This window comes from Streptomyces sp. XH2 (genome assembly GCF_049725035.1).
GTDB classification, from domain to species: domain Bacteria; phylum Actinomycetota; class Actinomycetes; order Streptomycetales; family Streptomycetaceae; genus Streptomyces; species Streptomyces roseoverticillatus.
The window spans coordinates 28,244-40,648 of sequence record NZ_JBMMMZ010000024.1 but is presented as its reverse complement, the minus strand read 5'-3'; the positions used below and the strand labels follow the sequence as shown (position 1 = coordinate 40,648).

General features: G+C 74.1%; 15 protein-coding genes. 8 read left to right on the top strand and 7 right to left on the bottom strand.

What is annotated here, in order from left to right:
• Nucleotides 1–97 precede the first annotated feature (97 nt).
• Entirely contained in the window at nt 98–646 is a 549-nt protein-coding gene (locus tag ACOTKD_RS35965) for a hypothetical protein (RefSeq protein WP_424893201.1), read from the bottom strand.
• Between the two features lie 106 nt (nt 647–752).
• On the opposite strand from ACOTKD_RS35965, the gene gvpO reads away from it, so the two are divergent.
• Genes gvpO through ACOTKD_RS35925 form a run of 8 tightly spaced genes read left to right on the top strand, consistent with a single transcriptional unit; the run spans nt 753 to nt 4,223 of the window.
• Entirely contained in the window at nt 753–1,175 is a 423-nt protein-coding gene (gvpO, locus tag ACOTKD_RS35960) for a gas vesicle protein GvpO (protein ID WP_424893200.1), read from the top strand.
• A gap of 36 nt (nt 1,176–1,211) precedes the next feature.
• Entirely contained in the window at nt 1,212–1,622 is a 411-nt protein-coding gene (locus tag ACOTKD_RS35955; RefSeq protein WP_424893199.1) for a gas vesicle structural protein GvpA, read from the top strand.
• Nucleotides 1,619–2,341 (top strand): GvpL/GvpF family gas vesicle protein, encoded by a 723-nt coding sequence (locus ACOTKD_RS35950; protein WP_424893198.1) that lies wholly within the window; start codon nt 1,619–1,621, stop codon nt 2,339–2,341. Before ACOTKD_RS35955 ends, ACOTKD_RS35950 begins: the two co-directional genes overlap by 4 nt.
• Entirely contained in the window at nt 2,338–2,556 is a 219-nt protein-coding gene (locus ACOTKD_RS35945) for a gas vesicle protein GvpG (protein WP_424893197.1), read from the top strand. Before ACOTKD_RS35950 ends, ACOTKD_RS35945 begins: the two co-directional genes overlap by 4 nt.
• Nucleotides 2,553–2,894 carry a gas vesicle protein gene (locus tag ACOTKD_RS35940; protein WP_424893196.1) on the top strand — a complete coding sequence of 114 codons (342 nt, stop codon included), beginning with the start codon at nt 2,553–2,555 and terminating at the stop codon, nt 2,892–2,894. Before ACOTKD_RS35945 ends, ACOTKD_RS35940 begins: the two co-directional genes overlap by 4 nt.
• Nucleotides 2,891–3,763, top strand: coding sequence for a GvpL/GvpF family gas vesicle protein (locus tag ACOTKD_RS35935; RefSeq protein ID WP_424893195.1), 873 nt, complete (start codon nt 2,891–2,893; stop codon nt 3,761–3,763). Before ACOTKD_RS35940 ends, ACOTKD_RS35935 begins: the two co-directional genes overlap by 4 nt.
• Nucleotides 3,760–3,960, top strand: coding sequence for a gas vesicle protein (locus ACOTKD_RS35930; RefSeq protein WP_424893194.1), 201 nt, complete (start codon nt 3,760–3,762; stop codon nt 3,958–3,960). Before ACOTKD_RS35935 ends, ACOTKD_RS35930 begins: the two co-directional genes overlap by 4 nt.
• On the top strand, nt 3,957–4,223 hold the full coding sequence (locus ACOTKD_RS35925; protein WP_424893193.1) for a gas vesicle protein K: 267 nt from the start codon (nt 3,957–3,959) through the stop codon (nt 4,221–4,223). The genes ACOTKD_RS35930 and ACOTKD_RS35925 overlap by 4 nt, the downstream gene beginning before the upstream one ends.
• Before the next feature lie 31 nt (nt 4,224–4,254).
• Here the strand turns inward: ACOTKD_RS35925 and ACOTKD_RS35920 are convergent, their stop codons facing one another.
• The 6 genes from ACOTKD_RS35920 to ACOTKD_RS35895 all read right to left on the bottom strand — a co-directional run bounded on the left by ACOTKD_RS35920 (nt 4,255) and on the right by ACOTKD_RS35895 (nt 12,173).
• Nucleotides 4,255–5,853 carry an FAD-dependent monooxygenase gene (locus ACOTKD_RS35920; RefSeq protein WP_424893192.1) on the bottom strand — a complete coding sequence of 533 codons (1,599 nt, stop codon included), beginning with the start codon at nt 5,851–5,853 and terminating at the stop codon, nt 4,255–4,257.
• 214 nt (nt 5,854–6,067) lie between these two features.
• Nucleotides 6,068–6,541: an NUDIX hydrolase gene (locus ACOTKD_RS35915; protein WP_424893191.1), complete on the bottom strand. Its 474-nt coding sequence runs from the start codon at nt 6,539–6,541 to the stop codon at nt 6,068–6,070.
• 686 nt (nt 6,542–7,227) lie between these two features.
• Nucleotides 7,228–8,439, bottom strand: a complete 1,212-nt coding sequence (locus ACOTKD_RS35910) for an XdhC family protein (protein ID WP_424893190.1) — start codon at nt 8,437–8,439, stop codon at nt 7,228–7,230.
• Nucleotides 8,432–10,597 (bottom strand): xanthine dehydrogenase family protein molybdopterin-binding subunit, encoded by a 2,166-nt coding sequence (locus ACOTKD_RS35905; RefSeq protein WP_424893189.1) that lies wholly within the window; start codon nt 10,595–10,597, stop codon nt 8,432–8,434. The genes ACOTKD_RS35910 and ACOTKD_RS35905 overlap by 8 nt, the downstream gene beginning before the upstream one ends.
• A complete protein-coding gene (locus tag ACOTKD_RS35900; RefSeq protein WP_424893188.1) occupies nt 10,594–11,586 on the bottom strand; it encodes an FAD binding domain-containing protein in 993 nt (330 codons plus the stop codon). Before ACOTKD_RS35900 ends, ACOTKD_RS35905 begins: the two co-directional genes overlap by 4 nt.
• Nucleotides 11,583–12,173: a 2Fe-2S iron-sulfur cluster-binding protein gene (locus ACOTKD_RS35895; RefSeq protein ID WP_424893187.1), complete on the bottom strand. Its 591-nt coding sequence runs from the start codon at nt 12,171–12,173 to the stop codon at nt 11,583–11,585. Before ACOTKD_RS35895 ends, ACOTKD_RS35900 begins: the two co-directional genes overlap by 4 nt.
• Between the last annotated feature and the right edge of the window lie 232 nt (nt 12,174–12,405).

Here is a 12,405-nt window from a genome sequence, read left to right as displayed (position 1 = left end):
GCCCTCCACACGACCCGGCCCGGGCGCGCCACGGGGGTGCGGGTCAGGACCGGGGCAGTACCCTCATGCACCCGCGCAGGCCCTCCCGCCCGCCCAGTCAGCCCAGACCGGCCGCCCAATCCGCCAGCACGGTGAAGTCGTCGTCGGCGAGACCGCGGCGCGGGTCGATCCGGTGCAGCAGGGCGGGACCGTCGTGGTGAGCCTTCACCCAGGCGCGGTCCGCACCGGTGATCTCGTCGTCGACCCAGGCGAACGCCCGGCCCTTCGCCCACGCGACTATTTCCGGCGTTTTCCAGAACACACCGCCCCCGGGCTCCGGCCGCGGCGAGGGCCACGAAATGAACGGCAGGGCAGGGAGCCCGAGAACCGGCGCGATGAACGCGTTGGCCTCCTCTTCCCACGTCGTCGCCCAGACCAGGTCGTAGGGAAGCGCGGCCAGCGCCGGGCCGTGGTCCGGGTTGAGCCACACGCGCAACGGCTTCACCGGCTTGCCCGGCAGTCCCCATTCGTTCAGGCGGCGGCGCTCGGCGGCCTCCCACCGGGGCGTCAGGAGCCGGTGCGTCCCGTAGCCCCCGGGCCGGCGGTACGGCTTCGCGGCGTACGGGTTGAGCGGCCCGTCCACGTCCATCAGCAGCGCCGGTCGCATCAGCCGCCCCCTCCCGTTCACGGGACTGACTCCGTCCCCGTCCTCCGAGTTGATCACAGGACGCCGCGTTCGCACATGTTTGGACCTGCGCAGGCACGGTATGCGCGTGACGAGGCCCACGACGGACACCGGACGGACACCAGAGGGCCCGATGACCCAGTCGAAGAAGAAGACAGCCGATACATCCGGCACACCCGAAGAGCCCGTCAAGAAGGCCGACGGCACGTCGAGCGACGCCCCGCCCGAGAGGCGGCAGTCCGCCGTGACGGCGGTGCAGGTGCTGCGCGCGGCGCACGAGCAGTTCGCCGAGCTCACCGGCCTGCGCCCCGAAGGCATCAGCCGGTTCGAGAGGTCCGAGGGCGGGGGCTGGGAGCTGGAGGCCGAGGTGGTGGAGCTCGCTCGCGTCCCCGAGACGATGAGCGTCATGGCGCTCTACGAGCTGAGCCTGGACACCGACGGCCTGCTCACCGGCTACCGCCGCGTGCGGCGCTACGAACGGGGCCGGACGGGCCGGACCGACTCCCGCTGAGGCCCCGGGCCGGAAGCGAAGAGAGGAAGTTGTCCGATGAGCGTAGTCCCCGCGGCCCAGGGCGGGGGTGCAGGCGGCACCAGCGGTCTGTACGACGTCCTGGAGCTGGTGCTCGACCGCGGCCTGGTGATCGACGCGTTCGTGCGCGTCTCCCTGGTCGGCATCGAGATCCTGAAGATCGACGTGCGTGTCGTGGTCGCGAGCGTCGACACGTACCTGCGTTTCGCCGAGGCCTGCAACCGCCTCGACCTGGAAGCCGGCCCGCACCGCAGCGCCGGCCTGCCCGACCTCGTCGGCTCGGTGACCGAGGGCGGCGCCCGCGGCAAGGCCAAGGGCGCGCTCTCCGGCGCCGCGCAGAGCGTCGCGGACGCCGTGCAGCAGGTCCGCGACCGCGGCGAAGAACGGAGCAGCGGTTCCCGCTCCCGCAAGAAGGAGGAGAGCGAGTGACCACCTACGTCTACGGCATCGCCCGCGGCGACCGCCCCGAACTGCCCGAAGGACTCACCGGCATCGGCGACCCGCCGCTGCCCGTACGCGTCGTGACCGGCGCGGGCCTGTCCGCGGTGGTCAGCGACTGCCCGGCGGAGGGCGAGCTGCGGCCCAAGCGCCGCGATCTGCTGGCCCACCAGCGGGTGCTCGCCGAGGCGGGCCGCCGCACCACCGTGCTGCCGATGCGCTTCGGCAGCGTCTCCGGCAGTGACGAGCAGGTGCGCGACGTGCTCACGGAGCACTCGGGCCGCTACGAGGAACAACTGGACCGGCTCGACGGCCGCGTCGAGTACAACGTCAAGGCCGTGCACCACGAGGACGCCGTCCTGCACCTGGTCCTCGCCGAGAACACCGGACTGCGCACCCTCGCCGAGGCCAACCGGGCCGGCGGCGGAGGCTCGTACGAGGAGCGGCTGCACTTCGGCGAACTGGTCGCCCGGGCCGTGCACGAGCGGGAAACCCGCGACGCCGCCCTGGTGCGCCGTACGCTGGCACCGCTGGCGGAGGGCGAACGGCCCGGCCCCGAAAGCACCGGCTGGTTCCTGAACGTCTCCTTCCTCGTGCCCGAGGACGCCGGGAGCCGGCTGCTCGCCGAGGCCGGCCGGCTGGAGAAGGAGCACCCCCGGCTGGACGTGAAGGTCCACGGCCCGCTGCCCCCGTACAGCTTCGTCGAATGATCGGCTTCGTGGCCTGGGTGCTGCGCCGCGTCGTCGCCGAGGCCGAGCGGCTGTACTACGACCCGGCCGTCGTCGGCGCCGAACTGAAGGCGCTGGAGGAGCAACTCGCCGCCGGCCTGATCGGCGAGGAGGAGTTCGACCGCCGCGAGGACGCGCTCCTGGACCGGCTGGCGGAGACGCGACGACGCGCCGGAGGACAGGAGCGCACGGCATGAATCCCGACAGCACGGCACTGACGAGGACCGGCACCGGCACAGGTGTGGGCGACGGCTCCGGCGGCGCCGACCTCGCCGACATCCTGGAGCGCGTGCTCGACAAGGGCGTGGTGATCGCCGGTGACATCCGGGTCAACCTGCTCGACATCGAACTCCTCACCATCAAGCTGCGGCTGGTGGTCGCCTCCGTCGACAAGGCGAAGGAGATGGGCATCGACTGGTGGGAGAGCGACCCCGCGCTGTCCTCCGGCGCCCGCCGCGGCGAACTGGGCGCCGAGAACGCACGGCTCCGGGCGCGCGTCGCCGAACTGGAACAGCGGCAGGAGGAGACCCGGTGAACGCGGACCACGAGGAACTGCTCTACGCCTACGCCGTCACGCGGGACGCCGGCGCCCCCGGCACCGACGACCTGGAGGTGCTGACCGGCGTCGCCGGCGAACCCGTCCGGGCCCTGCGGCACCTGGGGCTCGCGACCCTGGTGGGCCCGGTGCCGGCCGCCGGCTTCGGCGAAGCGGCCCTGCGCGCTTCCCTGGAGGACATCGCCTGGCTGGAGAAGGCCGCCCGCGCCCATCAGAGAGTCATCGACGCGGTGACCGCGACCGGCGCGTGCGTCCTGCCGTTGCGGCTGGCGACCGTCTACCGCGACGAGACGGGAGTGCGCCGCATGCTCGCGAACCGGCACGCGCAGCTGGGCGCCGCCCTCGACCGGCTCGACGGCTGTGTCGAATGGGGAGTGAAGATCCACGCGTCCGGCGACGCCGCACAGGCCCCGGCCGCCACCGGCGGCCCCCGAGCGCCGCGCGCCGCCCTGTCAGGCCGCGACTACCTCCGCCGCCGCGCGGCGGCACACCACGCGTACGAGGAGGAGGCGCGGCGCGAGGACGAGGCCGCGCGCGGCATCCACGCGGCGCTCACCGCCCTGGCGGAGCAGACCCGGCTCTACCCGCCGCAGCACGGCCCCCTCGCGGGGCCCTCGGGGCGCAACATCCTCAACGCCGCCTACCTCGTACGGCGCGAGAGCGGCAACCGCTTCCTCTCGGCCGTCGCCGGACTCGCCGACCTGGCGCCCGGGGACGGGGTGCGGCTGGAGCTGACCGGGCCCTGGGCCCCGTACTCCTTCGCCGGACAAGCCACGAGCGGGCAGGCCGCAAGTGAGCGCCCCACGACCGGGCACGAGCCTCCCGCGTCCGGGGAGGACGTCCCATGACCGGCGACGGCCTCCTCGCCCGGCGCAGGCTCTCCCTGGTCGACCTGCTCGACCGGCTCCTCGCGGGCGGCGTGGTCGTCGCCGGCGACCTCACCCTGTGCATCGCCGACGTCGACCTCGTCCGCATCGACCTGCACGCCCTCATCAGCAGCATCGACGACCGGGTGCCCGCACCCTGGGAGGAGGCGGGGGTGTGACCCGCCGCGTGGAACTGGACGAGGCCACCGTCGAACGCGACCTGGCCCGGCTCGTGCTGACCGTCGTCGAACTCCTGCGTCAACTGATGGAACGGCAGGCCCTGCGCCGGGTGGAGCGCGGCGACCTCACCGACGAGCAGGAGGAACGGATCGGCATGACCCTCATGCTGCTCGCGGAACGCGTCGAGGAACTGTGCCACCACCACGGCCTGGAACCGGAGGACCTCAACCTCGACCTCGGACCGCTCGGGCCGCTGCTGTGACCGCGCGCCGGCGACGTGGGCCCGGCGGGGCTCAGGAGGGCTCGCGGGACGTCGCGCAGGTGAGGGCGGCGAGGGCGTGGCGGAGGGCGGAGCCGCCGGGCGGGTGGTCACGCCAGCGGGCGCCGACGTGGCCGTCGGGCCGGACGAGCAGGGCCCCCTGCGGGCCGAGCCCGCAGACGCCGAGGTGCTCGCGGGGAAGCGGCTCGATGCGCAACGGCCATGGTCCGGCGGTACTTTGCCGCTCCCAGCGGACGGGGTCCGGGGTGAGCAGGGTGAACCATTCGCCGAACGCGTCGAGCGTGGAGCGGTCCCGCGCGAGCGGAAGGTGCGGCATGCGGCGGCCCGGCCTTGCGGTGGGGACATAGTCCGTGCCCGTGTCCGCATCCGTGCCTGTGCCGGGTGGGCCGGGCGGACCGCTGCCGTCGGTGAGGACGGCGTCGGAGTCGTACGAGACGCCGAGCACGAGGCCGAGTTGCGCGAAGTACCGCTGCGACCAGGGGAGTTCGATCCGCTGCGACGGTGCTGCTCCGGCGCGGAGCTGTTCGCGGCGCCGGTTCTGCACGTCGAGCATGAGCCGGGTGTTGGTCACCGCTTGGCGCAGGGTCCGGTGGGCGACGGGTTGCCGTTCCGTCCCGTAGGTGTCCAGCAGTCCCGGTCCGGCCCACCCGTGGAGGACGCCCGCCAGCTTCCAGCACAGGTTGTGCACGTCGGCGATGCCGGTGTTCATGCCCAGGCCGCCGACGATGGGCATCGCGTGCGCGGCGTCGCCGGCCAGCAGGGCCCGGCCGTGACGGAAGCGTTCGGCGACGAAGGCGTTCATCGTCCAGTGCTGCACCCGCACCACGTCGACGGGTACGCCGGAGCCCGGGCCGAGGGCGCGCGAGACGAGCCCGGCCCAGTCCGCGTGCGCGGCGTCTTCGGGTGTGGGCGCGAACCAGGCCCAGCCTCCCTCGGGGTAGAGCGGGGCGAACAGCCCGTGCGGGGTGAAGTAGACCCCGGCGGGCCGGTCGGCGCACCAGCGGCCGAGATCGGCGTCGAACACGACGGTCGTGAAGTCCGCCATCGCTCCGGGGCCGGTCGTGCCGACGCCCAGCCGCTGCCGGACGGTGGAGTTCGCGCCGTCGGCGGCGAGCGCGTAACGGGCGCGGACGCGGACCTCTTGACCGCTTCGGCGGTCGAGGAGCGTGGCCAGGACGCCCTCGTCCTCCTCGACCAGGTCGACGAGCTCGGCCCCGAACCGCACCCGGCCGTCCGCGGCGGCGAGCAGGGTGGGTTCCAGCCGGTCCTGCGAGGTGACCACGCCGGTCACGGGGCTTTCGGGGACCGGCGCGTTGATCCCGACCATCGCTGCCGTGGCGAAGTCGCTGTCGTGCAAGGTGTCGCGGAAGCGGATGCGGCCGTACTCCGGTGCGAACGCGGCCGCCGTGATGCCGTCGGCGAGCCCGAGCGCGCGGTAGATCTCCATCGATCGCACGTTGACCAGCCGGGCCCGGGGAAAGGGCGACAACTCGCCGTGCTTCTCGACGAGCAGGGCCCGTACGCCCCACCGTTCCAGCAGCGCCCGGGCGGTGAGCCCGACCGGCCCGCCGCCGACGATCAGCACGTCCGCCTCGGCGTCCGCTGCGGGCATGTCGGGCTCCTCCTGCTCGCCCCGGCGTTGCCGGGCACTCGGCGACTGCCGGCCGTGCGGCCCCGGGCAACCGGCCCGTCCTACGGCAATGGGACCCGCATCAATCTCCCGCACTCGGCGGTCGCCCGCAATGTCCGCGCGTCGGGGTACACCCGAACGCACTCAGCCCTTCGTCGTCCTCCGGCGCGGCCGCACGCCCTGCTGTCCTCGGGTTTCATGCCGTCCCTCCTGCCATGGTGACGGGCCAGCCATGTGTGGAGAACAGGGCGCCGGCGCAGAACCGGTCCAGGACGGCGGCGGTGTAGGGGACGCAGTCCGCCGGGGGCCGGCCGGGATCGGCCCACACCAGGGCGGAGCACTTGCCCGGCTCGCGGTTGCGGGGCTCCCCGGACCACCGCTGGGTCGTGAAGACCACCCCCAGCCGCGCCCGGCCTTCGGGGGAGCGGTGATGGATGAGGTGGCAGAACTCCAGGTCGGCCGGTGCGATGCCCACGCCGACCTCTTCGCCGGCCTCGCGCAGGGCCCCTTCGACGACGGTCTCGCCGTCCTCGAGGTGCCCGCCGGGCGGGGCGAGGAGGCCGCGGGCGTAGACGTCTCCGGCCCGGCGCAGCAGCAGGACGCGCCCGTCGGTGCGGTGCAGCAGGACCATGACGTCGACCACGCTGCGGTAGCGGATCCGGTGGCTCATGCCGTCCTCCCCGCGGTGGCCCGGGCGGGGACGGCACGGGCCGGGAGCGGCCGGTGTTCGAACAGCAAGGGCACCCTCGTGTTGCTCGTACGGCAGATGGGGCGGTGACGCACTACGCCTCCTCGTTGACGGGTGGCTCGGACGAGTGATCGGAAAAACGACCCCCGATCGGGTCCGTTACGGACCCCGGCGGGCGCTTCGTCGCGCGTAAGTTCGAGCCTGGGTCAAGAGGGCCGTGACCACGGGGCGAGGGCCGGGGCGAGCCTTGTGCGATTCACCCGGGCGTGGCCCCTCACCCGTTCCGGGGGTTGCGTTGCTCCCGGGAACGGCGGCCCGCGGCCCGCCGCCCGTGTTCGCGGGCCGGCGGGCGCGGCCCCTTTGCAGCAGGCCGGGTGACGCCCGTCGTACGGCGGCTCTCCGGCGTGCTTCCTGACTTCTTTCGGCTACGCGCCCCCGCCCGCTTCCCGCATGCGCGCCGCGTGCTTCGGCGCGCCGGAGCAGGAACGTGCGTGCGGGCCGTGCGGTGGGTAGGTCCGACGAGGGAGGCGGCGGTCATGGGGATTCTGAAGAAGCTGACGCAGGCGCTCCGGGGCGCCCGCGGCAGCAAGGGGCACGGGGGATACGACGGGTCGGCGGACTCCGGGGACGACGGCGGAGGGCCGGGCCACCACTCCGGCGGAGACCATTCAGGGGGAGGACACCACTCCTGCGGCGGCGGGCACCACGGGGACGGTGGCTCGGGCGGCTGCGGCTCGTCCTCGTGAGGGCACGAGGGCGAGCCGCCGGTCCTCACGGTGGATCGGCGTGTCCGAGCCCGTGAGCGGCACCCCCGTCCCTCCCCGCCGGGCCGCCACGATCTCCGCCGCGATCGACAGGGCGGTCTCCTCGGGCGTACGGGCGCCGAGGTCGAGGCCGATCGGCGACCTCAGCCGGGCCAGTTCCCCTTCGGTCACGCCGGCTTCGCGCAGCCTCCGGCCGCGGTCCGCGTGGGTGCGGCGCGAGCCCATCGCGCCGACGTACGCGACCGGCATCCGCAGCGCCTCCTTCAGCAGGGGCACGTCGAACTTGGCGTCGTGGGTGAGCACGCACAGGACCGTGCGCCCGTCGACCGCGGTGCGCCGCAGGTAGCGGTGGGGCCGGTCGACCACGACGTCGTCGGCGTCGGGGAAGCGGGCCCGCGTGGCGAAGACGGGGCGGGCGTCGCACACGGTCACGTCGTAGCCGAGGAACTTGCCCGCCCGTACGAGGGCCGCGGCGAAGTCGATCGCACCGAAGACGATCATGCGGGGCGGCGGCACGCTCGACTCGACGAGCAGGGTGAGCCCGCCGGGGCAGTGCGATCCGTCCTCCGAGAGGCCGACCGTGCCGGTGCGGCCGGTGTCCAGCACGGCCCGGGCCTCGGCCGCCGCCGTCCGGTCCAGTTCCGCCCGGCCGCCGAGAGAGCCTTCGCAGGAGCCCTCGGGGCGTACGAGCAGTGCCCTGCCGAGGAGCCCGGCCGGGCCCCGGACCACCCGGGCGACCGCCGCCGGCTCGCCGCGGGCGGCGGTCGTCAGCGCCGACCGGAGCACTGCCCGCCACGGCGTGCCCGCGGTGACCGGCGTGACCATGATGTCGATGACCCCGCCGCAGGTGAGCCCGACCGCGAAGGCGTCGTCGTCGCTGTAGCCGAACCGTTCGACGACCGTCTCGCCGTCGGCCAGGGCCTGCCGGCACAGCTCGTACACCGCTCCTTCCACGCAGCCGCCGGAGACCGAGCCGATGACCGTGCCCTCGCCGTCGACGGCGAGGGCGGCGCCGGGGCCGCGCGGGGCGCTGCCGCTGACGGCCACCACGGTGGCGACGGCGAAGTCCCGGCCCTGCGCGGCCCAGCGGTGCAGTTCCCCGGCGATCTCAAGCATGTGCTCCCCCCGCAACGGTCGTACCGGCCGCACCGCCTGCATTGCCCGCACCGGCAAGGATGACGCGGTCCGGCCGGATGGGCAGGCTCCGGTGGCGTACGCCCGTCGCGTGCCAGACCGCGTTGGCGACGGCCGCCGCGGCGCCCACGATGCCGATCTCACCGATGCCCTTGATCCCGACCGGGTCGTGCGGATCCGGATCGTCGATCCAGTGCGCTTCGATGTGCGGGACGTCGGCGTGCGTGGCGACGTGGTAGCCCGCGAGGTCCGCGCCGTAGTTTCCGCCGGAGGTGCTGTCCCGGACCGCCTCTTCGTGCAGGGCCATGGAGATGCCCCAGATCATTCCGCCGGTGAACTGGCCGCGGGCGGTGAGCGGGTTGATGATCCGGCCCGCAGCGAAGACGCCGAGCATGCGCCGTACGCGCACCTCGCCGGTGGCGACGTCCACGGCGACCTCGGCGAACTGCGCTCCGAAGGAGTGCCGTTCCAGTTGCGCGAGGGCGCCGACGGCCTCGGTGGTGTCCGACCGCACCGTGATGCCCTCCGGCGGGATGCCGGCTCCCGGGACGAGCCGCTCGCGCAACTCGCCGGCTGCGGCGGTGATCGCCCACGACCAGGAGCGGGTGCCCATCGAACCTCCGGCGATCATCGCCGGTCCGAAGTCGCTGTCCCCGATGCGCACCCGGACGCGGTCCGGCGCGGTCTCCAGTGCGTCGGCGGCCACCTGGGTGAGCGCGGTCCGCGCTCCGGTACCGATGTCCGCCGCGGCGATCCGTACGGTGAAGGTGCCGTCGGCCTCCGCCGTGACGGCCGCCGTGGACGGCAGGGCCATCACCGGGAAGCCGGCCGCGGCCGTGCCGGTGCCGATCAGCCGGCGGCCTTCGCGGCGCAGTCCGGGCCGGGGGTCGCGGTCCGCCCAGCCGAACCTGCGGGCGCCCTCCCGGAAGCAGGCGATCAGGTTGCGGCTGCTGAAGGGCAGGCCGGACACCGGCCCCCGCTCGGGCTCGTTGCGCACGCGCAGCTCGATCGGGTCGATCCCGCACTTCTCGGCGAGTTCGTCCAGCGCCGCCTCCAGCGCGAACGACCCCGGTGCCTCGCCGGGTGCGCGCATCCACGTCGGGGTCGGCACGTCGAGACGCACCACCAGGTTGGCCGTGTGGTGGGCGTCGGCGTCGTACATCACCCGCGTCGCACCGGTGCTCGGCTCGACGAACTCGTGCACGGTGGAGGTGTGGCTGAGGGAGCGGTGCTCCAGCGCGCGCAGCCGCCCGCCGGCGTCGGCGCCGAGCCTGAGCCGCTGGATCGTGGGGCTGCGGTAGCCGGCGAGGGAGAACATCTGGCGGCGTGTCAGGACGACGCGCACCGGCCGCTGGAGGAGGGTCGCGGCCATCACGGCGGCCACCTGATGGGCGCGGACCCCCTTGCTGCCGAAGCCGCCGCCGACGTGCTCGGAGCGCACCCGCACCGAGGCGGGGTCGAGCGAGAAGAGGCTGACGAGCTCGCCCACGACCCAGGTGGCGCCCTGGTTGGAGTCCACGACGTCGAGCCGGCCGCCGTCCCAGCGGGCCGTGGCCGCGTGGGGCTCCATCGGGTGGTGGTACTCCTCCGGGGTGGTGTACTCCGCGTCCACGACGACCGCGGACGCGGCGAGTCCGGCTTCCAGGTCGCCCTTCCCGGTCTCGGCCGGCATGCGGCCGCCGACGGGGTACGCGTCCGGGCGGTCGCCGGCGAAGGCCGTGTCGTACGGTTCCTCCTCGTAGCGCACGACGAGCGCTTCGGCGGCTTCCCTGGCCTGTTCGGGGGTCTCGGCGACGACCAGGGCCACCGGCCATCCCATGAACGGCACCCGGTCGTGCTGGAAGACGGCGCAGGTCGGGTCCGGCGGCGCCCCCAGCAGGCCGATGTAGTCGGTGTTGAGCCGCAGGGCGTTCCCGTGGTGGAGAACGGAGAGCACTCCCGGCATCGCGAGCACCTCGGCGGTCTCCAGGGAGCGGATGCGCCCGCGCGCGACGGTGGACAGCACCAGCCAGCCGTGGGCGAGGCCGGCGAAGGGGATCTCGGCGGCGTAGCGGGCGGCGCCGGTGACCTTGTCGCGGCCTTCCACCCGGGTGTGCGCGGTGCCGACGGCGCCCTTGCGCGCGGTGGGGGCGGTGGTCATCGGGCGGCCTCCTCGGCGAGTCCGGTCAGTACCGCCACCACGAGATTGCGCATCAGGGTCACCTTGTACGCGTTGTGCGGCAGCGGCTCGGCGGCCGCCAGTTCGGCGTCCGCGGCGGCGGCGAACGTCTCGCCGTCGGCGGGTGCCCCGGTCAGTGCCCGTTCGGCGGCCAGGGCGCGCCACGGCCGGGACGCCACTCCTCCGAAGGCCAGGCGCGCTTCGCGGATCACGCCGTCCCGGAGGTCGAGGGCGGCGGCGACCGAGCCGATCGCGAACGCGTACGAGGCGCGCTCGCGGACCTTGCGGTAGCGGGAGCGCGCGGCGACGGGAGCGGGCGGCAGGGTGACGCCGGTGATCAGCGCGCCCGGCGGCAGCGCGGTCTCCAGGTGCGGTGTGCCGCCCACGGGCAGGTAGAAGCCGGCGAGCGGCAGTTCGCCGGGCCCGCCGCTCGTCTCGTACGAGACGACGGCGTCGAAGGCGGCCAGCGCCACGGCCATGTCCGAGGGGTGGACCGCCACGCAGTGGCGGGTGGCGCCCAGGATCGCGTGGTTGCGGTGTTCGCCCCCGACGGCCGGGCAGCCGCTGCCGGGGACGCGCTTGTTGCAGGGCCTGCTCACGTCGGTGAAGTAGCCGCAACGGGTGCGCTGGAGCAGGTTGCCGCCGACCGTGGCCATGTTGCGCAGCTGTCCGGAGGCGCCGGCCAGCACGGCCTGCGCCAGCGCCGGGTAGCGGCGGCGGACGCCGGGGTGGGCGGCGAGGTCGCTGTTGGTGACGGTGGCGCCGATGCGCAGCCCTCCGTCCGCCGTCGGCTCGATGCGGTCGAGGGGCAGTTCGCGCACGTCGACGAGGCGGGAGGGGCGCTCGACGCCGGCCTTCATCAGGTCGACGAGGTTGGTGCCGCCGCCGAGGAAACGGGCGTCGGCATCGGCGTCGAGCAGCGCGAGGGCGCCGGAGACGTCGGACGCGCGCTGGTAGCCGAACTCCTTCACGCCGCCGCCCCCTCGGCGCCGGCCGCCGCCTCCGCGGGCTCCGTCCGGGCCGTGGCGGCCGCGCGGGAGACCGCCTGCACGATCGACACGTAAGCGCTGCAGCGGCACAGGTTGCCGCTCATCCGCTCGCGTATCTCGTCACCGGTCAGCGGGGGCGGCCCGGCTTCGGGTCGTATGTCATCGGTGACGGCGCTCGGCCAGCCCGCCGCGTGCTCCTCGATCACCGCGACCGCCGAACAGATCTGTCCCGGCGTGCAGTAGCCGCACTGGTAGCCGTCGAGGTCGAGGAACGCCTGCTGGACGGGGTGCAGCCGGTCACCGTCGGCGAGGCCCTCGACGGTCGTGATCGCACGCCCTTCGGCGGCCACGGCGAGCTGGAGGCAGGCCACGGTCCGGCGCCCGTCGAGCAGGACCGTGCAGGCCCCGCACTGCCCCTGGTCGCAGCCCTTCTTGGTACCGGTCAGATCGAGCCGCTCGCGCAGTGCGTCGAGCAGGGTGGTGCGGTGGTCCACGGTCAGCGTGTGCTTGTCGCCGTTGACGTCCAAGGTGATGGAGCTGTCGTACGCGGACGAGGGGGGTGGGGCCATGATCAGCCTTCTTTCGCGTATCCGGAGCCTCGTGTCCCGAGCACGTCGCGGGGGACGAACCGGCGGGCGGAGCGAACGGTGGATCAGGAGGTGGATCAGGAGGGGTCTCAGGGGACGTGCCGGGGGAGACCGCGAGATGGCGCTGTGCGTGCGTGGCGGGTCAGGTGACGGAAGCACTGCGGGTGGCAAAGATCACGACGCCGGTGCCGGGACGGGCAACGGCCGACCGTGG

Excerpts from the sequence above, each read along its gene's own strand:
- ACOTKD_RS35965 (WP_424893201.1), bottom strand. The coding sequence starts at position 646 with ATGCGACCGGCGCTGCTGATGGACGTGGACGGGCCGCTCAACCCGTAC.
- ACOTKD_RS35955 (WP_424893199.1), top strand. The coding sequence starts at position 1,212 with ATGAGCGTAGTCCCCGCGGCCCAGGGCGGGGGTGCAGGCGGCACCAGC.
- ACOTKD_RS35945 (WP_424893197.1), top strand. The coding sequence starts at position 2,338 with ATGATCGGCTTCGTGGCCTGGGTGCTGCGCCGCGTCGTCGCCGAGGCC.
- ACOTKD_RS35940 (WP_424893196.1), top strand. The coding sequence starts at position 2,553 with ATGAATCCCGACAGCACGGCACTGACGAGGACCGGCACCGGCACAGGT.
- ACOTKD_RS35930 (WP_424893194.1), top strand. The coding sequence starts at position 3,760 with ATGACCGGCGACGGCCTCCTCGCCCGGCGCAGGCTCTCCCTGGTCGAC.
- ACOTKD_RS35920 (WP_424893192.1), bottom strand. The coding sequence starts at position 5,853 with ATGCCCGCAGCGGACGCCGAGGCGGACGTGCTGATCGTCGGCGGCGGG.
- ACOTKD_RS35915 (WP_424893191.1), bottom strand. The coding sequence starts at position 6,541 with ATGAGCCACCGGATCCGCTACCGCAGCGTGGTCGACGTCATGGTCCTG.
- ACOTKD_RS35910 (WP_424893190.1), bottom strand. The coding sequence starts at position 8,439 with ATGCTTGAGATCGCCGGGGAACTGCACCGCTGGGCCGCGCAGGGCCGG.
- ACOTKD_RS35905 (WP_424893189.1), bottom strand. The coding sequence starts at position 10,597 with ATGACCACCGCCCCCACCGCGCGCAAGGGCGCCGTCGGCACCGCGCAC.
- ACOTKD_RS35895 (WP_424893187.1), bottom strand. The coding sequence starts at position 12,173 with ATGGCCCCACCCCCCTCGTCCGCGTACGACAGCTCCATCACCTTGGAC.